The organism is Alteromonas sp. AWJ4_197 (assembly GCF_056160285.1).
On record NZ_JBSWWW010000001.1, the window covers coordinates 631736 to 654208 of the forward strand.

Sequence of the window (22473 nt, forward strand, 5' to 3'; positions counted from 1 at the left end):
CGGTCACTTAACTTGACGCAACCTGCTGTATCACAACACATTGCAGGACTAGAGGTGGCCATTGGGCGACCTTTATTTGAGCGTTCTTCTAGTGGCGTCGAGCCTACCTCCACAGCGGATGAATTAGCCATGGACATTGGTGATAAGCTGGAAGTAGCTGAGGCGGCTTTGGCTTAAGCAAGAGCTCGATCAATGGACATCTCTGGTGTCTTGCAGATAGTCGGACATGCGGATTTTATAGCTGAGATACTCAGTGTACCGATGCTACCGTTATTGGAGTCGGGGGTGAAAATTCGTATGCACACCGGTAACGGCAGTATGGTGTCGGACATGTTACTTGAGGGGCACTGTGATCTGGGAATCTCAGCCCACCCAGCCTTAGATGATCGTTTAAAAAGCGAGCTGATTTATACCAGTAAATTACTCCCAGTGGCCGCTCCAAGTACCGTAAAGCGCATATTGTCAGCACAAGACTTTGGTTGGTCTGTTATGCCCGAGTTCTTATGTCAGCAGCAAATTGCTCAAAGCGAACTCATGGAGATCCCTTCGCCAGTTGGTACACATGAAATTCACTACTACCTAATTTGGTTACCCAGTGCTTTACGTCAAGTCCGCGTTGCTCACGCAAGACAGACCTTACTCACTCAATTATGGTCGTAATGTCGCCGTTTACCCCCGGCGCCATTACTTATCTTTTTCAGTAGCTAACGCGTTATGCACCGCCCGGGTGAGAGGATAAAACCAGAGCACCACAGCCCCGAGCAGACAGCCTGCGCTGGCTACCAGCGAAATGATTTCGACAAACAGCACAGACTCAATATCAGCGTTTGCACTCTGCGCCGCATATTCCAGCGCACCGGCAATCACAGCAAAAGACAGCCCGTCGCTTATCCGCATCACCAGATGAAATGCGCCAAAGGTAAGCGCCTGATTAGGTATCCCCTGATCCCTCGCACCGTACTCAATGGTGTCTGGTAATGCTGACCACACCAGCACCAGCAGTCCGCCTGAGAAAAAACCACAAACAGCGAAATAAACACATGCACCGGTCATCGTGGCCGGGGTCAGCAGAAGAAAGCTAAGGAAAGTCACAGCCAGCCCGGCTAGCGCAAGGATCATGGCATGATGCTTTTCCATGCGCTGTGAGAGGTGGTTAAACCAGGGTAGCGCCACCAGCTTTCCTGCCGCCAGACTCATAATGAACCATGTCGTCAGCTTCTCGTCGTGAAAAAGCATGCTTGCGAAGTAAACGCCGGATTTGTAGAACACCGGAATAAAGATACACGGCAGTAATGAATATACCGCCAGTACCATGAATGCCTTATTTCGCAGGAGTGCACGGAATGCTTTACTGAGCGGAGGCGGGTGTTTGACCGCTGTCAGATTACCTTCCCGCCAGACCGGCAAAATACATAAATAAATATTCACCAGCATGAACACGCTTGCCGTGATAAGCAAGATAGTCCGCATCCCGTTATCCTGTGACTCCAGCATGGCAAGTGTATCGCCGGCAAATGCGGCGAAGAGCAGGATTGCACAGGAATTATAAAAAATGCGGGATGAAGACAGACGTGTCCGCTCATGGCTGTCTCTGGTCAGTGACCCCATCATCGCGTTGTGAGGTATGTCTACCAGTGCATAACCAATGCGAAAGAGGATGGTCACCACAAGATAAAAAGTAAACAGGTAGTCCGCACCGGCCGGCAGGGGATAAAACAAAATAGCGAACGACAGTACTGTCAGCGGCGCACCTGAGGCGATGACTTTCTGGTAGTGCAAATTATATCTGTCGAGAAGCAGAGACAGCGAGATATCCAGCACGCCGGATACAAGCAGAGACACCATCAGGATCAGGCCCGCTGCCGCTGCCCCCAGTCCCTGTATATCGGCAAAATAATAAAGCAGCAGTAAATCAGTAAAGTTCCAGAGTGTACTTTTAGTAAAAGCACCGGATGCATAGGCCTGTCTCTGGAAAGATGTCAGCATGAGCAGCTTCCGGAGGGCGGGATAGCAACCGGCATATTCATATCAGAGCAGCGGCCCGCAGGAGCTTCGCTGCACGTATTTACAAGTCAGATCTTCTTTCTCTTCATAGGGACGATGCAACACAAGCTGTTGGATCAGCTTGCCGGCCGCTGCGCGTCCCAGATTGCCCACCGGCTGGTGCACAGTGCTGAGTGGTGGCCACAGATTCTTACTGGAAGGGTCGTCGTCAAAACCTATCACCGATACATCATAAGGGATCCGCAATTTCAGCTGGCTGGCCACTTTGTAAACCAGAGTGGCAAGATAATCATTGAAGGTAAAAAATGCGGTGGGGCGATCGTCCCCGGACAGCAGATGACGGATAATCTTTTCATATTCTTCATCTGACGACATAGGGCCCTGAAAAACCAGCGATGTATCAACAGGAATATCAAAATCGCGGTGCGCTTCTTCATAGCCCTGATAACGCAGTAAGCCACCGTGTACATTGTTAAAATTAATGATCGCAACACGGCGGTGCCCCAGCGTAAGTAAATGACTCACCGCCTCTTTCACGCCGGCCACAATGTCACAGGAGACGCAGCTGTTGGCGTCCAGTGACATAGGCAGAATTTTAACCGCCGGTTTTTGTTCAGCTTCGATGACTGACAATACTCCCTGATCATCACACAGTGGTGGCGTAAGAATGTAACCGTCAGGGTTTGAACGTTCCGCCAGTGCCTTAACCTGTTCCGCCAGCGAGGTTCTGTCTTTTACCGGCCGCACCAGTAAATCGTAGCCAGCTTCGTCACACACTTCGATAGCACCGGATGTCAGTCTCGCCGAATAGGAGTTCGAGGCATAGTCCATATATAAGAGACAAATAAGATAAGACTGTTTGGTGCGCAGGCGCCTGGCATTGAGGTCCGGCCGGTAGCCGGTAACGGCCACTGCACTGAGCACCTTTTCTTTATTTTTATCTCTGACTGTCGGGTCATTATTTAATACACGCGATACCGTTTTAATTGATACACCGGCAACCCGGGCGACATCATGTACCGTGAGATTCTTATCCGTTTTCATTATGGCGAGCTTCGTTTATTTATGAACACATTGTGCCACAGAAGACACCTGACAGAGAATCCATCAAGTTGTAAAAAGTTTCGCAAATAGACAACGATAGCATATATTTTATAAAAATAGATTTATAACCATTCAGAATATGTAAAATAAACATAAATTAAATCATAAAATTAAACTTGACTGATTTAACAAATAGCCAAAAGACAACGATAGACTTTTTAAATATCAACATAGTATGATTGTTAAACATTTAACAGATATTAAACATTTGCCACACCGGAATCTGCCGTACCGGTGAGTGATAAAAATAAAAACCGTTAATTTGCCGGGTGCTGATAACAGCCCCGAAAGGACTACACTCTGAGGAGAAAATCCGATGTTTAACAAAAAACCACTGAATCGCGCATTGTTGCTCGCACTGGGCACGATGACATCCACTTATGCCGCGGCTCAGGACAACACCAATGATGACGCGAAAACGAACTCACAACTGGAGGTCATTGAAGTCACCGCACAAAAGCGGGTACAGGGCTTCATGGAAGTACCGGTTGCCGTTACCACAGTATCCGGCGAAATTTTAGATGCCGCTCAGGCCACAGAATTCCAGGACTTAGTTCAGGTAAGTCCGTCGGTGACATTTAACCAGTCCGGCGATATGCGTGGTTCCGGTGTGAACATTCGCGGGATTGGTACCACCGCGTTCCAGACAGCTGTTGAACCTACTGTCAGTACAGTCATTGACGGTGTCCCCCTTGGCCGTACGGTACAGTTTTTGTCGGATCTGGCAGATATTGATCGGGTTGAAGTACTACGCGGACCGCAGGGCACCTTGTTTGGTAAAAATGCTTCCGGTGGTGTACTGAGTATTTTTACTAAACGTCCGGAAGATTCATTCTTTGGTGAAGTCCGCCTTACGCTCACTGATGATGACGCCTGGGGCATGATGGGTCAGGTGACCGGCCCGATCAGTGACAATGTGCGCGGACGGTTGTCTTTTTATAACCGTGATTTCGATGGTTTTGTGGAAAATGTTACTAATGGCGACACCATCAACGGAGACGAAAGTAAAGGTGTAAGAGGTAAACTCGATATCGACCTGGGTATGAATGACAACGTTTATATTATTGCCGATTATTCGAAGCAGGAAAGGGACTGCTGTACGTCAGTTTTACAAAGTATTGGCCGGGGTTCACTGGCAGACTTGCATCAGTTAGGAGAAGACTATGCCGACGTGGATGTATCCTGGGGTAACAACAAGGTCAAGATTGCCAGTCCGGCATATTCCAACACTGAAACCGGCGGGATCTCAGTTGAATACAACCACAGCTTTGAAGACTTTGCGCTGACCTCAATTACTGCTTATCGCGGCTTCACCCTGGAAACAGCTCAGGATGCAGATATCAATCCGTACACGTCGCCGGTAACAGGCCATGTACTGTTCACCAAAAACGGCGCTTCCGGCGGCGGCGATCAGCAACAAACCCAGTTCTCACAGGAACTGCGTTTATCCGGCCAGGCCACTGATAATATTTTCCTGACAGCGGGTGCATTCTACTGGGAGCAAACCGTTGAGCGTTATTTCGAACGTGAAGTGATGCGCTGCGCCGATGCCTACGATCCGGCTGTGGGCACTGTCGCCTGTTCAGAAGAAGGCTCAGGCATCGGTTTTGCTGCGATGGACTCAAAAGTTGATACCCGCAACTACGCATTCTTTGGTCAGGCAGACTGGGATGTAACCGAAGATTTTACTGCGTCATTGGGCCTGCGCTACACCAAAGATGAAATATCTTTTGATTTCGCCCGCGGCGCTACAGTCATTACCGGCCCGTTCTCAGGATTACCGGCACTGCCTGCGTCAGCCGGGTATTTCACCAATGAAACCGAAGACGACGCACTGACAGGTCGCCTGGCGCTGTCGTACGATATCAACGATACCACCATGATTTTCGGTAGCTATGCCGAAGGTTACAAAGCCCCTGCGTTCGACCTGATTTTCTCGCTGAACGAAAGCCGAACCGCACCGGTACCGGCGGAAACAAACAAAGCCTGGGAAGGCGGCGTGCGTTCAGAGTTTTTCGACCGCAGATTGCGTCTGTCTGTCACCGGTTTCCACACTACCTTCGAGAATTTCCAGGGTCAGGCTTACAACCCGGAAACGGTGACCTTCTCACTCACCAGCGCCGGTGAAGTGATCACCGAAGGTCTGGAAGTAGAGTTTAACGCCAAGCCTGTCCCTGAGTTACTGATCAGTGGTGGTGTCGCCTTTATCGATGCAACCTACGGTGAATTCCAGGATCAACAATGCTATTTCAATCAAACAGCAGCACAAGGCTGTATTGACGGCTTCCAGTCGATTACCGGCGGAGATGTGCCTAACTCTCCGGATACCAAGTTTACTTTGTCCGGCAAATACAACATCTACCTGGACGGCGACATGGATATGTTCGTCAGCGCCAATTACCGCTGGCAGGATGAAACCCAGATGAATCAGAACCAGGCACCGTATCTTATTCTGCCAAGCTACAGCGTATTGGATCTGACTGTCGGTCTGCAGGCTGATGACGGTAAATGGGTCGCCAGTGTATTTGCGAAAAACGCACTCAACGACACCTATGTTGCTCAAATCGGTACCGCTATCTTTGATCAGAGCAACATTAACGCGCAGCTGACCAGAGACTTCCAGCGTTATATGGGTGTTGAATTTACATACCGCTTCGGCGCTTACTAACCCGGTGGTACATTTCGCGGATAAAAGACAACGTTGCTTTTATCCGCACTTTTTCACTTTTTACGAATACGGAATAAGCAACCATGCCCGACACATTCACTAAGAAGCTGTTAACTGCTGCCAGCGCCATCGCCTTGAGCTTGTCGATGAATGCCAGCGCTGCAGAACAACAGCGTAACGTTATTTTTGTACTGATGGATGACCTTCGCTACGACGGTATGGGTTTTCTGCAGGAAGAACTGCAAACCCCTAACATTGATAAACTGGCTGAAACCGGTGTGTATTTTCCCAATGCGGTAGTGACATCTTCACTGTGTTCACCCAGCCGCGCCACCATTCTTACCGGCATGACCGCCCGTAACCACAAGATTGTTGATAACAATAACTCCAGTGAAGAAGGCCTGACCTTCTTTCCCAAATACCTGCAACAGGCAGGCTATCAAACCGGTTTTTTCGGTAAGTGGCACATGGGCAGCCATTCAGATATGCCCCGTGACGGATTTGATAAATGGGTCAGCTTTCCCGGACAGGGAGCGTATTACCCGACTGACGCCATTCCGGCTCCGATGCTGGCGAAAGGTATGGTGAATCAGCTCAACGTGGACGGTAAACACGTTAATCAGAAAGGCTACATCACTGACGAGCTGACGGATTACGCACTGGACTGGCTGAAAAATGATGTGAAAGGAAACCAGCCATTTTTCATGTACCTGAGCCATAAAGCTGTGCATTCCGATGCCACGCCGGCTGAGCGCCATAAAGGACAGTACGATGATGTGGATTTCAAATTACCGGACTCAGCGGTGGTGACAGAAGAGGACGCTAAAAACAAGCCCATGTGGGTACATAATCAGCGCAACAGCTGGCACGGCACAGACTTTTTCTATGCCAGCGACCGCACTATGGAAGCATACCTTAAGGAGTATTACGCCACATTGTCAGCCGTTGATGACAGCCTGGGCGAGTTAGTGCAGTACCTGAAAGACAACGATCTGTACGACAACACCATGGTGGTATTTTACTCAGACAACGGCTTTCTGATTGGCGATCACGGCCTTATCGATAAGCGCAATGCTTATGAAGGCTCAGTACGCGTTCCTCTGGTGATCAGCGCGCCTGGCCTGCTGCCACAAGGTGCGACCAATGAAGCACTGGTGAGAAACCTGGATATGGCTCCTACTTTCCTCGAACTGGCGGGCGCTGCGCAACCTGAACAGTTTGAAGGAAAAAGCTTTTTACCCGTGGCATCCGGCAAGGTAGCAGAAGACGAGTGGCAGTCACCTGATTTTGTTTATGAGTACTACTGGGAATGGTCTTTCCCCATGACGCCGACCACCTTCGCCATTCGTCGCGGCGATCTTAAATACATCCAGTATCACGGTGTCTGGGACATCGAAGAACTTTACGATCTGAAAAACGACCCGGAAGAAATGCATAACCTTATCCGCGATCCGAAATATGCTCATGAGTTACTGCCACTGCGTCAGGCGCTCTACGCCGCTCTGCGTCCTGCTGATAACAGCAAGCCCTCGGTACCCTTTAACGCAAGGCTGGCTGAAGGTATGAACCTGCGCAAGAAAGACGGGTTGAAGGCCGCTCCTTTCCCGGACTGGTGGCTGGTTGAGCCCAACCGCAAAGACATGTACATGGGACTGTTTCCTGATACGCCGATGAAAATCGACATGCAGCGCAAAGGTGAAATGTACTTCCCGTGGATGGAAAAAACGGCTGACAAGCCGCGTCACTAAGGAGTTTGGTAAATGCGAATGTTACGCTGGTTAACTTTCACCGTTGTTGCCGGTTTATCCCTAACCGCATGGGGAAAGCAACCCAACATCTTGTTCATCGTTGCCGAAGATCTGAGTCCGCGCATAGGAACCTTCGGCGATGAGATTGCTAAGACCCCAAATATTGATGCACTCGCTGAGCAAGGCATTCGCTTTACCAACGTTTATGCAGCGGCCGGCGTGTGTGCGCCGAACCGCTCTGCATATACCACTGATTGTGCGGTTTCCCGACGGACGCGGTGCCGGTACTCAAAACGATAAATTAATTTCTATGGTGGGTTTTGCTCCAACGTTTTTATCCTTTGCCGGTGCACCGCTCCCTGATTTTTTGCAGGGCACCGGTATCTTTTCCGGCGAACAGAGAGAGTATATCTACGCAGCCAGAGACCGCATGGATATGGTACCGGATAAAGAAGGCGCTGAAAAACTGGGAGGTACAGGTTCATGATAAAAGCACTGAGCCGGAAACCAGTATAGTCGGGGCCATGTGGCCGGGGTTTGAACAGCCGGTGACCGCCAGCCCGCAATTTAAATTGACTGAATGTCACCGGCAGGTGTGCGTTGAGATGACCTCGTCCAGTGACAATGCATCCGTTGCCTGGCGAATGGCAGCCGGGGAGCCCTGGCAACTGTATACCCAACCCGTTCCTGTCCAACCCAACAGTTATATCGAAGCAAAAGCCGTCCGCTATGGCTATCAGGAAAGTAATGTGGAGCAATATCATCATGACTAAGTTTTCTGTAGTAACACTGTTATCTGCCACCATCGGCGCAGCATGTTTGCTACCTGCATTTCCAGCCAGCGCAAAAAGCACCGGGCAACCCAATGTCATTGTCATTTTCGCTGACGATATGGGCTATGGCGACATGAGCAATAACGGTCATCCCACACTCACCACGCCTAATCTGGATAAAATGGCGATGGAGGGACAGAAATGGACAAATTTCTACGTGGCTGCTCCGGTGTGCTCACCCAGCCGCGCCGGTCTTATGCTGGGACAATATCCCGTTCGTGCGGGACTGGCATCATCCACGCCAATGCGTCAGGTATTCCGCGAAGACTCCTTAGGGGGCATGCCGGACAGCGCAACCACCATACCTGAAGCACTCAAAGCACAGGGCTACGATACGGCGATGATTGGTAAATGGCATATTGGCCATCTGCCACAATACCTGCCGGTCAATCACGGGTTCGACAGCTGGTTTGGTATTCCTTACTCCAACGATATGGACCAGGATTTTGAGAAAATTCAGCAGTTAAATGGTCCGGACTGGAGCGTTAAAAACTGGAATAAAGGCAAACAGTGGACAAACCCCAAATCAGAATACTTCCGTGTACCACTGATGCAGGGAGAGGAAGTCATTGAACGTGCACCAGACCAGCATCAAATCACCAAAACCTATACCGCAAAGGCACAGGATTACATTAAATCTCATAAAGACAATCCGTTCTTTTTGTATATCGCCCATGCGATGCCTCATGTGCCACTGTTCGCATCGGAGGAATTCGAAGGACGCAGCACACAAGGTCTTTATGGCGACGTGATAGAAGAACTGGACTGGTCGGTAGGTCAAATTCTGCAAACATTGAAAGATGAAGGTATCGATGACAACACGCTGGTGATTTTCAGTTCGGATAACGGCCCCTGGCTGTGGTTCGAAACCATGGGCGGCAGTGCCGGACTGCTTCGCGGTGGTAAAGCCGACGTTTTTGAGGGGGGAATGCGTGTTCCCGGCATCTTCTGGTGGCCAGGACATATCAAACCGGGGATCCGTCACGATATCGGTTCCACCATTGATTTACTGCCCACACTTGTGGATTTAGCCGGTGGTAAAATTCCCAAAGACAGCGACGGTTATTCAGTTAAAAGCACACTTCTGGACGGTGAAGATGCAGTCCGTGATGTGTATTTTTACTACCGCGGAGCAAAAGTATTCGCTGTCCGTAAGGGCCGCTACAAAGCCCACTTTATTTACAAAGAAGGCTACGGCGGCAGCCCCGAAGAAACACTGGCAGTGCCGTTATTGTTTGACCTGAACGCCGATCCTTCCGAGAAATACAACATTGCTTCAGAGAACAAAGCCATTGTTGCAGAGCTCGCTGCACTGCGGGAACAGCACGCGGCAAGCATTAAACCGGTTGAAAACCAGCTGGATAAGTGTCAAAAAGGGTCGCGACTTTGTCAGTAACGAAAAGCAGATCATAGTGAACAACCTGATAAAGGGCTGCCTGGCAGCCCTGTTTTTATGCATTACCTTTACCGCCACAGCCAGTAGCGATAAGCACTACACCGGTGCGGAAACCTGCCTGTCCTGCCATCAGAAGGAAGGGGACGCCTGGCGTCAGTCTGATCACTATCACAGCATGCTGCCTCCCAGTGACAAAAGCGTGTTGGGAAACTTTAACGACATGACTTTCAGTGCGGGAGCCCGCACTTCCCGTTTCTTCAAAGAAGGTGATGCTTACTTTGTCGAAACGCTGAACGGGCAGGGAGAAAAACAAACGTTCGACGTGGTTTATACGTTCGGCTTCAGACCACTGCAGCAGTATTTATTGCGGACAACCGGAGGACGGCTGCAAGCTTTTGATGTGGCATGGGACAGCCGGCCGGCAGAGCAGGGCGGGCAACGTTGGTATCAGTTGCAGAACAATGAAGTCACCGATCCGGAACATCCTTTTTTCTGGACAGGATACTATCAAAACTGGAACAGCCGGTGTGCTTCCTGCCACTCGACCAATTTACAAAAGCACTATGACCCCGTTAATAATACGTTCGATACTACCTACTCAGACGTTAATGTGGCCTGTGAAAGCTGCCATGGCCCGGGCAGTGAACATATCAAACTGGCCGGTGAAGGCACGTTAAGCGCAACCAACACTGGCCTTAAAGCACTGGGCAAAGCCATCGCTTTTCATTTTAAGCCAGGAGACGCCATTGCACGGCCTCAGTCTTCTCCCGCCCCAATCAGTGAACTTGCCCTGAATACCTGCGGAGGGTGCCACAGCCGCAGAGCAGAATTAGGTGAACCGGATCTGACACAGCCATACCACCAGCAATTCCAGTTAGATGCCATCGACGAATCGCTATATTTCAGTGACGGTCAAATCCGTGATGAAGTTTTTGTACTCGGTTCATTTATGCAAAGCAAAATGGCGCAGGCTGGTGTTACCTGTATCCATTGTCATGATCCCCACTCAGGCAAAACCCGCCTGCCCGATGCACAGGTGTGTGCAACGTGTCACCGTCCTGACGTATTCATGGCCGACACCCATACCTTCGGGCATAAAGACGCCAACTGCCTGGACTGTCATATGCCCGCGCGCACCTACATGGGCGTGGATGACAGACGGGATCATAAATTCCACCGGCCTTCTGCCCTTAATGAAGACAGTGTACGACCCTGCGCCACCTGTCACGAAGACAAATCCACGGCCTGGCTGCGCGATGCGGTTGAAAAATGGCCAGCCCGTGACGGCGCATCGCCGGATACCTCAGGTGAATGGGCAAAGTTAAATGCGGCATTAACCACGTGGGATCCCGCAGCCATTGCTGAATCCGTATCACTGCTTACCGATCCAAAAATTACGCTGCCTGATTTACTCACCAATGCCCTGACCAGAAAAGTGGCCGCTCAGGCGCCGCAGCAAGCCGTAAAACTGATAAAAGCCCATGCGGCTTCTCCATCTGCGGCTTTACGCCGGGGCGCTGCCATGGCAGCACCGTCATTATCAGCTCAGCAACAGGCAGCTGTACTGGCCTCACTTGCAGATGATCCGGCATTGTCTGTACGCAGTGAGGTGGCAGCGGCACTGCTGAATGCGCCGGCAGACAGTATTCTGCCGGAGGCGCAAATCAGCCCCCTTTTAGCAGAATATGAAGCAACATTACTGGCCACGCGGGATCACCCGGGCGCCAACACGGGTCTGGCCCAGCTGGCTTTGCGTAAAGGAAACATAATCGACGCAAAAATGTATTACGAGGCGGCGCTTCGCATTGACCCTGCCAACTTACCGGCTCTGCTGAGCTTTGCCGATTTTTTACGCAACATGGGTAATGAGGACGGCGCGAAAAAATATCTGACAAATGCACTGACCATCGCACCGGATTCCGGAGCCGTGCAGTTTGCCTACGGACTGATGCTGGTGCGGGACAAGCGATATGAAGAAGCGACGACGCATCTGGAAAAGGCCGCCCGGGCTGAAGATGCCAGCCCGCGTTTCGCCTTTGTTTACGGCGTATCCTTGTGGCAGCTCAAACAACCCGAAAAAGCACTCACGGTGCTGGATGACGCGGCGACAAGATGGCCGGGCGATTATGATTTGCTGACAACACGCGCTAAATACGCCTATTTAAGCAAAAACGCCGTGATGCTCCAGAAAGCAGTCACGGCACTGGGTAAGGTGTATCCGCAGGACAGCGTATATCTGCAGTTAAAACCGCTTATTCAGCCTTAGCGGCAGACGGCGCCTCGATGTGATGTGCCGTTACTCCCGCCGGATATAATAAACTGCGACGAAAGGTCGAAGTTACCGTTACATCGTCAAATCCGGCATCTTTCAGTACGGCTTTAATGGACTTGTTCGAATAGCAACGCAGGCTCGATACAATGCCGTCCCACAATAACATCACCGGTACTACCGGGATCAGATAGGTGAAAATGGCAGTCACCAGCAATAGCCGGCGCTCGGTGATAAACGGTAACATGATCATCGCCACCAGCGGGCCTAACAGCATAGACACGTAACTCATAAAGGAGTTATCACAATACTCCAGCACCAGCACATCGTCACCGTGTGACAGATTGAGCTTGAAGATCTGCGCCACCTGTTCGTTGTCAAAGTGGTGGAAAGAGTTAATAAAGATTTTCGGGCAGCGGAAATCCGGATTGTCTTTCAGCACGTCAATGGGTTGTTCCAGATAATGAATACGGTCATCACCCAGATTGTTAATGCGTTCACGAAATTCCGGGTTTTTATCAATCATGAAATCCGACAGGTAAAAACGCAGATCTTTCTTATTCAACTCCTTCATCAACAGTTCGTTGACATAGCCACTGCCGGCACAAGGATCCATCACTGTGCCACCGGCTTTGTTGATAAAGCGGTTCAGCTCAGGCAACCATAATCTGTGATAGCCGAATACTTTATACAATGCGCCCATAAAGCGACGCAGAAAGGCGTGATAAAACTCCGGAACCCAAAATAAATCACCGAATTCAAACAATTTTTTCTGCATGGTATCCCCGCGTTCTGTCCTTTTATCGTTGTAGGGTGAACAGTAAATAAACCTGTCATCGCCACAGGGTAAGTCTGTTTAGTATGGCTTATGTTGCGATAAACGGTTGAGCTATTTTTTCGCTGAACCTTTTACGCGCCTTTTCCGTTTATGATCTTATGCATTATTCTTCTAAAACACTCACCGGCGCATACATCGCCGTACTACTGGCTTTTGCCTGCCTGGACGCAGTCTGGCTGGGCGTTATTGCTATGCCGTTGTATCGTGAAGCGTTTGAAAGTCTATTGCGACCGCAATTTATTACCTGGCCATGGATCGCATTCTATCTGCTTTACTGTGCTTCGGTCGTCTGTTTAACGATACGTCCTTATGCCGGAAAGAACCTGATTCATACTTCATTAGCGGGCCTGGCCCTGGGGGCTACCGCCTACGGCACCTACAATCTGACCTGCTATTCCATTATCCGGGACTGGCCATTGAATATGACTTTGATTGACTGGATATGGGGAACCGTGGCCACAGGAATCATTGCCACCTGCGGCGGTTTTGCAGCACAAAAAATCAGCGATAAACTGGCGCACTGAGGGTGACTCAGGCCCAAAGACCCCCTATCATGGTAACCCCGTCTTATGTTCATCTGGATCGCAGTAAATTTATGGTAGACTGCGCCCGTTTTCTCAACACAGGATTCCATTTTCATGTCGTGGATGCGCAAAACGCTTTTGTCAGTGTTTCATTATCCCGTAAAGTTGCTGGTGAAAGACCACAACATTCCCGCGAATGTCGAAAAAGAACTGGGTATCGACCGCACTAAGCCGATCATTTATCTGCTGCCCACCAACTCTGTGACCGACCAGCTTGCGCTGCGTATGTGCACACAGCGGTTAGGTTTGCCCAGCCCTGTGAAAGATGTCGAACTGGCCGGCAAAACCTATCCCGCCAGTGTCTTTCTGCGTAAAACGGAACCCTTGTTCGGGCAGCCGTCCCAGACGGATGTAGAATCAATATTCTCAGATCTTTTCCACTTGCATCGTGACCATGAAGATGTGGATGTGCAGGTTGTACCGGTATTCGTTACCTGGGGACGTGCGCCGGGTAAAGGTAAACCCGGTCTGAGTGATTTAATTGCCCATCATGCCTCACCAAGCTGGCTGCGAAAATTCTTTATCGTGATGTTTCTGGGCCGCGATAACTTCATTAATTTTAGCAAAGCTGTATCAGCGAGAGAAATGTCGACCCAGCGGGGTACGGATGACTCGATTGCTCACAAACTTGTGCGCGTAGCAAGTACTCACTTCCATCGTAAGCGCCAGAGTATGACGGGCCCGACATTGCTCGAACGTCAGGAACTGCACAATGCTATCCTGGGATCGGAAGCGGTTAAACGGGCCATGGCTGAAGAATCTGCGTCGAAAAAGGCAAAGAAACAGGATCCTAAAGAAGCTGTCAGAGAGTATATCGATGAGATTGCCGCAGATTACCGTGAAGGCCTGATCCGGTTCGGCGATCGCATACTTACCCGAATCTGGAACAAGATTTACAACGGTATCAGTGTGGGCCACAGTGAGCGGATCCGTGAACTGGCTGCCAACGGTCATGAGATCATCTACGTGCCCTGTCATCGCAGTCATATGGATTACATGTTACTGACCTATGTGATTTACCACGAAGGTATGGTGACACCTCATATTGCTGCGGGTATCAATCTTAACTTCTGGCCGGCGGGTCCCATTTTCCGTCGTAGCGGCGCCTTCTTCCTGCGCCGCAGTTTTGCCGGTAATAAGCTTTACACTGCGGTTTTCCGTGAATATCTGGAATTACTGTTTAATAAAGGCTATTCCGTTAAATATTATCCGGAAGGTGGCCGCAGCCGCACAGGTCGTCTGATCCCGCCTAAAACCGGTATGCTTGCCATGACTATGCAGGCAGTACTTAAAGGTGTTCAACGTCCTGTGAGTATTGTGCCCGTGTACATCGGGTACGAAAACGTGATGGAAGTAAAAAGCTATCTCAGTGAACTGAAAGGCAGCGGCAAAAAGAAAGAGTCTAATTTGCAGGTGTTTTCTGCCATCAGAAAACTGAAAAATTATGGCCACGGTTACGTAAACTTCGGTGAGCCGATTCAGTTGAATCAGTTCCTTGAACAAAGCGTTCCTGACTGGCGTGAAACCTTACCTGCAGACCCGGAGAAAAAACCAAACTGGCTGACGCCACTGGTTAACGATCTGGCCCACGAGGTAATGCTGCGTATTAACCGAAATGCTGCCATTAACGGTATGGCGCTGATTTCTTTATGTTTGTTGTCGTCTAAAACACAGACCATGACGGAAAAAGAGCTGGTCAGGGTGATGGACAACTACCTGGCTTTGCTGCGCAGTGCGCCGTACAGTGATGACGCCACCATTCCCGCCAGCAACGGCAGAACCATGCTGGAAGAAACCCTGGCGTTGAAACGTTTTGATATCAGTCAGGATGGCTACGGCACGATGATCGCGCCACTAAAAGATGCCGCTGTATTCCTTACATATTACAGAAATAATATTCTTCATTTGTTTGCCTTGCCCGGCGTTATCCTTTCAGCTGTCTTCGGCCGGCCCGGCATTCACCGTCATGAGATATTACGCCTGATGGCAGCACTGTATCCTTTGCTGCAACGTGAGCTTTTTATCTACATGACTCAGGATGAGGCGCTGGCTTACACCGACAAGCTCATCACCACTTTGCTGGAACAAGGCATGCTGACAGAGATGGAGCAGGGACTGTTGCATCCGCCGGCATCATCAGACCGGGCGTTCCATTCAGCCTGGCTGCTGAGCCGGTGTATGCAGGAAACTTTCCAGCGCTACGCGGTGGTACTTACCATTATCGAGCGTGATCGGGTGATAAGCCGCAATAGTCTGGAACGGACCAGCCGTCAGGTGGCGGAACGTCTGTCAACCTTATACGGCATGAACTCTCCGGAGTTTTACGACAAGAATGTGCTTTCTTCTTTCATTTCTGCCCTGCGGGAGAACCACTGGCTGGATTCTGCGCCGGATGGCAGTCTGAAGTATTCTGAAGAAAGCGATGCGCTGCGCCAGGATGTGTTGTCTCTGGTGTGGCCTGAAATTACCCAGCACTTGCAGAATGTGGAAGCAACGTGCGGGTAACGGATCCACGTGTAAAAGTGAAAAGGAAAGTTATGATACAGGGCACTTGTCGATATTTATTTGCCTTCGCAGTGACACTGATGCTGGCGTCATGTTCATCTGTACCGGATATCAGTGAATACCGGAAACCGGCAGGGTTCAAGCTGGAGAGTCCCCGTCTTGGTGCCGGTGCAGCTACCGATCAGAAAACCATATTTGTGTTTGGTGGCAGTAACCAGAAGGGTCTGCTGAATGATGTGGAAATTCTCGACCCGGCGACCAAAAACGTGCAGGTACTGAAAAACCATATTATTCCCCGCCGCTATTTTTCGTCGGTTTACGATGACAATAACCACGTGTATCTGATTGGCGGGATCTCTGCGTCAAAACAACGGGCAAACTATGAAAGCACCGTCGAGGTGTTTAATACCGTAACCCGTAAAGTGACTAAAGCGGCGACATTACCTTACCCTACGCGTACTAACACCGCAGTATATCTGGATGGCAAAATCTATGTGCTGGGCGGCTCTCACCACGACTGGCAGACCCGCAAGCTTAAACCTACAGCACTGATGGCAGTTTATGATATCAGCAAGGACGAGTGGTCTCTGGGCGCGCCGATGCCCACAGCCAAGTCCACCTCTGCTGTCACATGGCAAAATAAAATTTATGTCGTTGGCGGTTACACTGGTGAAGAGCAACTGGATGTGTTTGAACAGTACGATCCGGCGACTAAAAAGTGGAAATCTCTGCCTCCGCTGCCGGTGCCTGTCAGTGCACATACCACCACTGTGTGGCGTGATTACCTGATAGTGTTTGGTGACTACAACAATCTTGATGCTGTGTGGACTTACGACTTTAAGGCTGGCACCTGGCATCAAAGCGACTTATCCATGACCGGTGTCAGACACGCAAAAGCGGTTACCTACAACGACGCTGTTTATCTGATTGGCGGCAATCAGGACTCACCGGGCCCTGTGCTCGACACTATTCAGATATTTGATGCGAAACAATTGCGTCAGGCCGTTGGTAAGTAGCCTGTTCCAGTTCATTCAGACATAAAAAAGGGGCTGTTCAGCCCCTTTTTTATGACAGGAAGAATTTATACGCGGGGTCGTCTGTGACCTCTTTAAACTCGTAGCTTAACTGCTGCAAGTGTGCATTAAATTCATCACGGCTTTCCGGTGGTATTTCAAAACCGGCAAGCACCAGGCCTTCAGCGGCACCATGATTACGGTAATGGAACAGTGTTATATTCCAGCGTTCACCCAGCGTTCCAAGGAATTTAAGTAACGCCCCCGGGTGCTCAGGAAACTCGAAAGTAAACACCGCTTCGTTCAGCAACGCTGGTGGTCTGCCGCCAACCATATGGCGTACGTGCAGCTTCGCAAGCTCGTTGTCGCTCATATTGAAGCAGTCGTAGCCCTGTTCAGTCAGCGAGTCATTCAGCGCAGCAAACTCCTGCTTGCCGCCTTTAAGATTTACACCCACAAAGATGTGCGCGTCTTTCCCGTTAGCAAAACGGTAATTGAATTCAGTGATAGCTTTACCGCCAAGGACTTCACAGAATTGCTTGAAAGCCCCCTTACGCTCGGGGATCTTCACGGCAAAAACAGCTTCTTTCTGCTCACCTAATTCACAACGCTCAGACACATAACGCAGCGTGTGAAAATTAATGTTGGCACCGCACAGAATACCACCCAGCTTCTTGCCCTTGATATTGTGCTCTGCCACATATTTTTTAATAGCCGCCACAGACATCGCACCGGCAGGCTCTGCGATAACACGGGTGTCATCGAAAATATCTTTGATTGCCGAACATATTTCGTCATTGGTAACAGTGATCACGCCGTCCAGCAATCTTTCACACAGACGGAACGTTTCTGTCCCCATAGTTTTTACCGCAACACCGTCGGCGAAAATACCCACCGAGGGCAGAGTCACGATTTCACCGGCTTCCATGGCCGCCTTAAAGCAGGCTGATTCTTCCGACTCGACACCGATGATTTTGATGTCCGGCTTCAGTTGTTTGAGGTATACCGCGATACCCGCAGCCAGACCACCACCGCCGATAGCCACAAACAGAATATCCAGGTTAGGATTCTGCTCCAGTAGCTCCCGGGCTACAGTTCCCTGGCCGGCAATAACATCAGGATCATCAAACGGAGGAATAAAGGTGTAGCCGTGGGTTTTCGCCAGCATCTGCGCGTGCTTGCTGGCCATATCGAAATTCGTGCCGTGGAGCACAATGTTAGCGAAGTGTCCGCCGAAGCGACGTACCGCATCCACCTTGATATCCGGCGTGGTTTCCGGCATCACTATGGTGGCATGTACGCCTTTCTTCTTTGCACCGTATGCAAGACCCTGAGCATGATTACCAGCAGATGCTGCAATAACACCAGCATCCAGTTGCGCTTTGCTCAGCGCACTTAATCTGGTGTAAGCACCGCGCAGCTTGAATGATTTAACCGGCTGCTGATCTTCACGTTTCAGATAAATATCATTACCTGTTAACTGCGAGAGTCTGGATAACACAGACAACTCGCTGTTAACCGCAACTTCATAAACCGGCGCTAACAAGACCTTTTTGAGGTATTCGTGATCGCTGACGGTCATATGTCTTCCAGTTTAGAGGCATCCCGCACAGCACCTTTGTCTGCACTGGTAGCCAGCATGGCAAAGTTCTTCAGTGACAGAGACACTTTACGTTCGCGGTTCTTCGGTTTCCAGGGCTTGTCGCTGGCTTCCATCGCGGCACGGCGGTGAGCCAGTTCCTCGTCAGAAATCGCAATGTTGATAGTCCGGTTAGGGATATCAATTTCAATCTTATCGCCGTCTTCCACCAGACCAATGCCGCCACCGCTGGCCGCTTCCGGTGAACAGTGACCAATAGACAAACCGCTGGTACCGCCAGAGAAACGTCCGTCAGTGATAAGGGCACAGGCTTTACCCAGACCTTTCGATTTCAGGTAGGAGGTCGGGTACAGCATTTCCTGCATGCCCGGGCCGCCTTTCGGACCTTCGTAACGAATGATAACCACATCACCGGCTTTCACTTCATCACCCAGGATGCCTGCTACCGCATCATCCTGGCTTTCGTAAATCTTCGCAGAACCGGTAAATTTGAGGATAGATTCATCCACACCCGCAGTTTTCACGATACAGCCATCAACCGCCAGGTTACCGTACAGAACCGCCAGACCACCGTCCTTGCTGTAAGCATGTTCAAGATCGCGGATACAGCCTTCGCTACGGTCGGCATCGGCTTCATCCCAGCGACAATCCTGACTGAATGCCTGCGTAGTACGGATACCTGCAGGGCCTGCACGGAAGAAAGTATCAGCATCTTTGTTTTCAGGATTAGTGATATCCCAGTCGCTGATCACTTCCGGAAGCGTCTTACCCAGAACATGATGCACGTCCTGATTCAGCAGACCGGCTTTATTCAGTTCACCAAGAATACCCAGTACGCCACCGGCACGGTGCACGTCTTCCATGTGATATTTAGGTGTAGACGGTGCAACTTTACACAAATGCGGCACTTTCCGTGACAGACGGTCGATATCTGCCATGGTGAAAGGCACTTCACCTTCCATCGCCGCTGCCAGTAAGTGCAGGATGGTGTTTGTAGAACCACCCATGGCGATATCCAGACTCATAGCATTTTCAAATGCCTTGAAGGATGCAATGTTGCGTGGCAACGCAGTTTCATCATCATTTTTGTAGTAACGCTCACACAACTCAACTACCAGCTTACCCGCCTGCTTAAACAGCTTTTCGCGGTCAGCGTGGGTAGCCAGCATAGAACCGTTACCCGGCAGGGACAGACCCAGCGCTTCCGTTAAACAGTTCATCGAGTTTGCGGTGAACATGCCTGAACAAGAACCACAGGTCGGGCAGGCAGAACGCTCAATCTGGTCTGTGTCTTCGTCGCTGACGCGGTCATCCGCAGCGGCAACCATGGCATCAACCAGATCCAGCTTAATCAGTTGATCTGACAACTTGGTTTTACCGGCTTCCATGGGGCCGCCGGAAACAAACACCACGGGAACATTCAGGCGCATAGACGCCATCAGCATTCCCGGGGTGATTTTGTCGCAGTTAGAAATACACACAATGGCATCAGCACAATGGGCATTCACCATGTATTCAACGGCATCTGCAATGATTTCCCGTGAAGGCAGGCTGTACAGCATACCGCTGTGGCCCATAGCGATACCGTCGTCTACCGCGATGGTGTTGAACTCTTTAGCAACACCACCGGCTTCTTCTACGCTGCGGGCAACAAGTTGTCCGAGATCTTTTAAATGCACATGCCCTGGCACAAACTGCGTGAAGGAGTTGGCAATAGCAATAATCGGCTTACCGAAATCAGTGTCTTTCATACCGGTAGCGCGCCACAGCGCACGTGCGCCGGCCATATTTCTTCCCTGGGTGGAGGTTGCAGATCGTAACTTGGGCATAATGCTTTCCCGTTTCTTAATTCAATTACAAAAAATTACTTATAAACCGGCGTTAACCAGTTCCATTTATCTTCGGTCTTGCCGTTGAACAAGCCAAAGAACATATCCTGTACTTTCTCAGTGATCGGGCCACGGGCACCGTTACCTACTGAAATACCGTCAACGCTGCGTACCGGCGTTACTTCTGCTGCGGTACCGCACATCAGAATTTCATCGGCCAGATACATCGCTTCACGGGGAATATTTTCCTCACGGACTTCATAGCCCATTTCTTTCAGCAAGGTTATCACTGTGTCACGGGTGATACCGGGCAGAATGGCTGCCGTCTTCGGTGTGGTGGATACAATACCGTTGCGGATAACAAAGATATTCTCACCTGCACCTTCTGAGATATAACCGTTACGGTCCAGTGCGATACCTTCACCGTAACCATGACGACGGGCTTCCATAGAGATAAGTTGTGAAGACAGATAGTTACCGCCGGCTTTTGCACCGGTAGGAATGGTGTTGGCCGCCAGACGGTTCCATGAAGAAATACCGGCATCCACACCATTCTTCAGTGCTTCTTCACCTAAATATGCTCCCCATTCAAAGGCAGCAATGGCTAACTCAGTTTCAGTACCGAAAGGTACAGCCAGACCCATACCGATATCGCCGTAATAAGCGATTGGACGGATATAAGCTGACTTCAGTTCATTCTTACGAATGATATCCATCGTCGCTTCATTGATTTGGTCCAGCGTGTAAGGAATCGTCATGCGGTAAATTTTCGCAGAGTCCAGCAAACGCTTGTTGTGCTCGTCCAGACGGAAGACGCAAGTTCCTTTATCTGGCGTGTTGTACGCACGGATCCCTTCAAAGACAGATGAACCGTAATGAATAGCATGTGTCATTACATGCACAGTTGCATCTTTCCAATGCTTGATTTCACCGTTAAACCAAATAAATTCTGCTGGTTGCTTAGCCATGTTAATTCCTTCCTGTAGCAGGCTGTTCGCCTGAAACCGTTAGTTCGGTACAAAATAAGTGACAAGACAAATGTCTTAAGACGAATGATACATGACCGCAGTGAAGTGCCCAATAACCTCTCCGGACTCTGCTTGCGACTGGACAGGAATATTTACACCTTTTGTAAGGTTGCAGACACACCTGTTCACGCCTGATTTCGCCTGTAGGTCGACACAGAAAAGGATAGTCCCTGAATACGGACTTGTTATGACTGGATTGTTGATAGTTCGGAATTTTATAAAGGGCCGGAACGGGCCCCCGGATCGTGGCTGGCTGACCACGAATCTGTATGGTGCGAAGAAATAGCATGAAACCCATGCCATAATCAAGTATTTTGCGCCCTGAACGCCGATTTTCCGTTTAACAGGCGTGCGTGTTAAGCAATAAAAAAAGCTGAGTAAAGAAATGACAGACTGGTTTCACTGGTTAAACCTGGCGGGTGTGGCTGTTTGTGCCATTTCCGGCACCTTAATGGCTTACCAGAAAAAAATGGACGGCTTCGGGGTCGTTGTACTGGCATCGGTGACTGCAATTGGTGGCGGTACGCTGCGGGATATTATGCTCGATTTGCCGGTATTCTGGATTCAGAATACAGACTACATCTATACCACTTTAATTGCTGCGCTGGCGACCATTGCCTGGCTCAGAGTCAGCCCGCGATTCCCCTATCACTACTTATTGATTGCCGATGCTTTCGGCCTGGCGTTATTTAATGTCGTGGGCATGGAAAAAGCACTTATTCATGAAGCACCCATGTCTGTAGCCATTGCTATGGGGACGATCACCGGCGTTTTTGGCGGCCTGCTGCGCGATGTTATTTGTCGTGAAGTCCCGCTGGTACTGAACGGAGAGCTTTATGCCATTACCTGCATAACTGGTGGATTAAGTTACGCATTGCTGCTTTATTCTGGCTTTGATCAGCATTACTGCCCCTGGGCTGCTTTGCTTGTCACCGTCGTCATGCGCCTGTGTGCCATGCGGTGGCACTGGCAACTGCCGGTATTTAAGCCCGACTGAGAACTGTTCACGGGTTCAGTTATTCCCGTTCCGCCACCTCTGTAAACTGCACAGCAG

18 protein-coding genes and 1 pseudogene are annotated in these 22473 nt (G+C 50.1%); 13 read left to right on the top strand and 6 right to left on the bottom strand.

Translation table 11 applies throughout. The features are described from left to right. Positions 1 to 9: 9 nt before the first annotated feature. Together ACXAGC_RS02780 and ACXAGC_RS02785 are read left to right on the top strand one after the other, a co-directional pair. Positions 10 to 177: pseudogene (locus tag ACXAGC_RS02780) on the top strand (helix-turn-helix domain-containing protein); the annotation flags it as partial. A 15-nt stretch (positions 178 to 192) separates the two neighbouring features. Beyond that, on the top strand, positions 193 to 660 hold the full coding sequence (locus tag ACXAGC_RS02785; RefSeq protein WP_474842198.1) for a LysR substrate-binding domain-containing protein: 468 nt from the start codon (positions 193 to 195) through the stop codon (positions 658 to 660). Between the two features lie 24 nt (positions 661 to 684). On the opposite strand, the gene ACXAGC_RS02790 is transcribed toward ACXAGC_RS02785, so the two are convergent. Both ACXAGC_RS02790 and ACXAGC_RS02795 read right to left on the bottom strand, forming a co-directional pair. Continuing rightward, positions 685 to 1986 (bottom strand): MFS transporter, encoded by a 1302-nt coding sequence (locus tag ACXAGC_RS02790; protein WP_474842200.1) that lies wholly within the window; start codon positions 1984 to 1986, stop codon positions 685 to 687. A gap of 42 nt (positions 1987 to 2028) precedes the next feature. Beyond that, on the bottom strand, positions 2029 to 3048 hold the full coding sequence (locus ACXAGC_RS02795; protein WP_474842202.1) for a LacI family DNA-binding transcriptional regulator: 1020 nt from the start codon (positions 3046 to 3048) through the stop codon (positions 2029 to 2031). Between the two features lie 376 nt (positions 3049 to 3424). On the opposite strand from ACXAGC_RS02795, the gene ACXAGC_RS02800 reads away from it, so the two are divergent. The 7 genes from ACXAGC_RS02800 to ACXAGC_RS02830 all read left to right on the top strand — a co-directional run bounded on the left by ACXAGC_RS02800 (position 3425) and on the right by ACXAGC_RS02830 (position 12019). Next, complete coding sequence (locus ACXAGC_RS02800; protein ID WP_474842203.1) at positions 3425 to 5776, top strand: TonB-dependent receptor; 2352 nt, start codon at positions 3425 to 3427, stop codon at positions 5774 to 5776. Between the two features lie 83 nt (positions 5777 to 5859). Beyond that, on the top strand, positions 5860 to 7524 hold the full coding sequence (locus ACXAGC_RS02805; protein WP_474842204.1) for a sulfatase family protein: 1665 nt from the start codon (positions 5860 to 5862) through the stop codon (positions 7522 to 7524). A gap of 12 nt (positions 7525 to 7536) precedes the next feature. Further along, a complete protein-coding gene (locus tag ACXAGC_RS02810) occupies positions 7537 to 7824 on the top strand; it encodes a sulfatase-like hydrolase/transferase (RefSeq protein WP_474842206.1) in 288 nt (95 codons plus the stop codon). Next, complete coding sequence (locus ACXAGC_RS02815; RefSeq protein WP_474842408.1) at positions 7730 to 8011, top strand: sulfatase/phosphatase domain-containing protein; 282 nt, start codon at positions 7730 to 7732, stop codon at positions 8009 to 8011. The genes ACXAGC_RS02810 and ACXAGC_RS02815 overlap by 95 nt, the downstream gene beginning before the upstream one ends. A 118-nt stretch (positions 8012 to 8129) precedes the next feature. After that, positions 8130 to 8297 carry a hypothetical protein gene (locus tag ACXAGC_RS02820; RefSeq protein ID WP_474842207.1) on the top strand — a complete coding sequence of 56 codons (168 nt, stop codon included), beginning with the start codon at positions 8130 to 8132 and terminating at the stop codon, positions 8295 to 8297. Continuing rightward, positions 8290 to 9753 carry a sulfatase family protein gene (locus tag ACXAGC_RS02825; RefSeq protein ID WP_474842209.1) on the top strand — a complete coding sequence of 488 codons (1464 nt, stop codon included), beginning with the start codon at positions 8290 to 8292 and terminating at the stop codon, positions 9751 to 9753. Before ACXAGC_RS02820 ends, ACXAGC_RS02825 begins: the two co-directional genes overlap by 8 nt. 16 nt (positions 9754 to 9769) lie before the next feature. Next, the gene (locus tag ACXAGC_RS02830) at positions 9770 to 12019 is read left to right on the top strand and encodes an ammonia-forming cytochrome c nitrite reductase subunit c552 (RefSeq protein ID WP_474842211.1); all 2250 of its coding nucleotides are present in this window, start codon (positions 9770 to 9772) and stop codon (positions 12017 to 12019) included. On the opposite strand, the gene ACXAGC_RS02835 is transcribed toward ACXAGC_RS02830, so the two are convergent. Further along, positions 12006 to 12800 carry a hypothetical protein gene (locus tag ACXAGC_RS02835; RefSeq protein WP_474842213.1) on the bottom strand — a complete coding sequence of 265 codons (795 nt, stop codon included), beginning with the start codon at positions 12798 to 12800 and terminating at the stop codon, positions 12006 to 12008. The two genes, ACXAGC_RS02830 and ACXAGC_RS02835, sit on opposite strands and share 14 nt — an antisense overlap. Positions 12801 to 12958: 158 nt before the next feature. Between ACXAGC_RS02835 and ACXAGC_RS02840 the strand changes: the two genes are divergently transcribed. From ACXAGC_RS02840 to ACXAGC_RS02850, 3 genes are all read left to right on the top strand, one after another. Then, positions 12959 to 13384 carry a DUF2177 family protein gene (locus tag ACXAGC_RS02840; RefSeq protein ID WP_474842214.1) on the top strand — a complete coding sequence of 142 codons (426 nt, stop codon included), beginning with the start codon at positions 12959 to 12961 and terminating at the stop codon, positions 13382 to 13384. Between the two features lie 114 nt (positions 13385 to 13498). Continuing rightward, complete coding sequence (plsB, locus tag ACXAGC_RS02845) at positions 13499 to 15949, top strand: glycerol-3-phosphate 1-O-acyltransferase PlsB (RefSeq protein WP_474842216.1); 2451 nt, start codon at positions 13499 to 13501, stop codon at positions 15947 to 15949. 32 nt (positions 15950 to 15981) lie between these two features. Continuing rightward, positions 15982 to 16965 carry a Kelch repeat-containing protein gene (locus ACXAGC_RS02850; RefSeq protein WP_474842218.1) on the top strand — a complete coding sequence of 328 codons (984 nt, stop codon included), beginning with the start codon at positions 15982 to 15984 and terminating at the stop codon, positions 16963 to 16965. A gap of 49 nt (positions 16966 to 17014) precedes the next feature. Here ACXAGC_RS02850 and ilvA read toward each other — a convergent pair whose 3' ends face one another. Genes ilvA through ACXAGC_RS02865 form a run of 3 tightly spaced genes read right to left on the bottom strand, consistent with a single transcriptional unit; the run spans position 17015 to position 21359 of the window. Continuing rightward, positions 17015 to 18544 (bottom strand): threonine ammonia-lyase, biosynthetic, encoded by a 1530-nt coding sequence (gene ilvA / locus ACXAGC_RS02855; protein ID WP_474842220.1) that lies wholly within the window; start codon positions 18542 to 18544, stop codon positions 17015 to 17017. Then, entirely contained in the window at positions 18541 to 20391 is a 1851-nt protein-coding gene (ilvD, locus tag ACXAGC_RS02860; protein ID WP_474842222.1) for a dihydroxy-acid dehydratase, read from the bottom strand. Before ilvD ends, ilvA begins: the two co-directional genes overlap by 4 nt. A 35-nt stretch (positions 20392 to 20426) precedes the next feature. Beyond that, positions 20427 to 21359 carry a branched-chain amino acid transaminase gene (locus tag ACXAGC_RS02865; protein WP_119503168.1) on the bottom strand — a complete coding sequence of 311 codons (933 nt, stop codon included), beginning with the start codon at positions 21357 to 21359 and terminating at the stop codon, positions 20427 to 20429. A gap of 445 nt (positions 21360 to 21804) precedes the next feature. Between ACXAGC_RS02865 and ACXAGC_RS02870 the strand changes: the two genes are divergently transcribed. After that, on the top strand, positions 21805 to 22416 hold the full coding sequence (locus ACXAGC_RS02870) for a trimeric intracellular cation channel family protein (protein ID WP_119503169.1): 612 nt from the start codon (positions 21805 to 21807) through the stop codon (positions 22414 to 22416). The last annotated feature ends 57 nt before the right edge of the window (positions 22417 to 22473 follow it).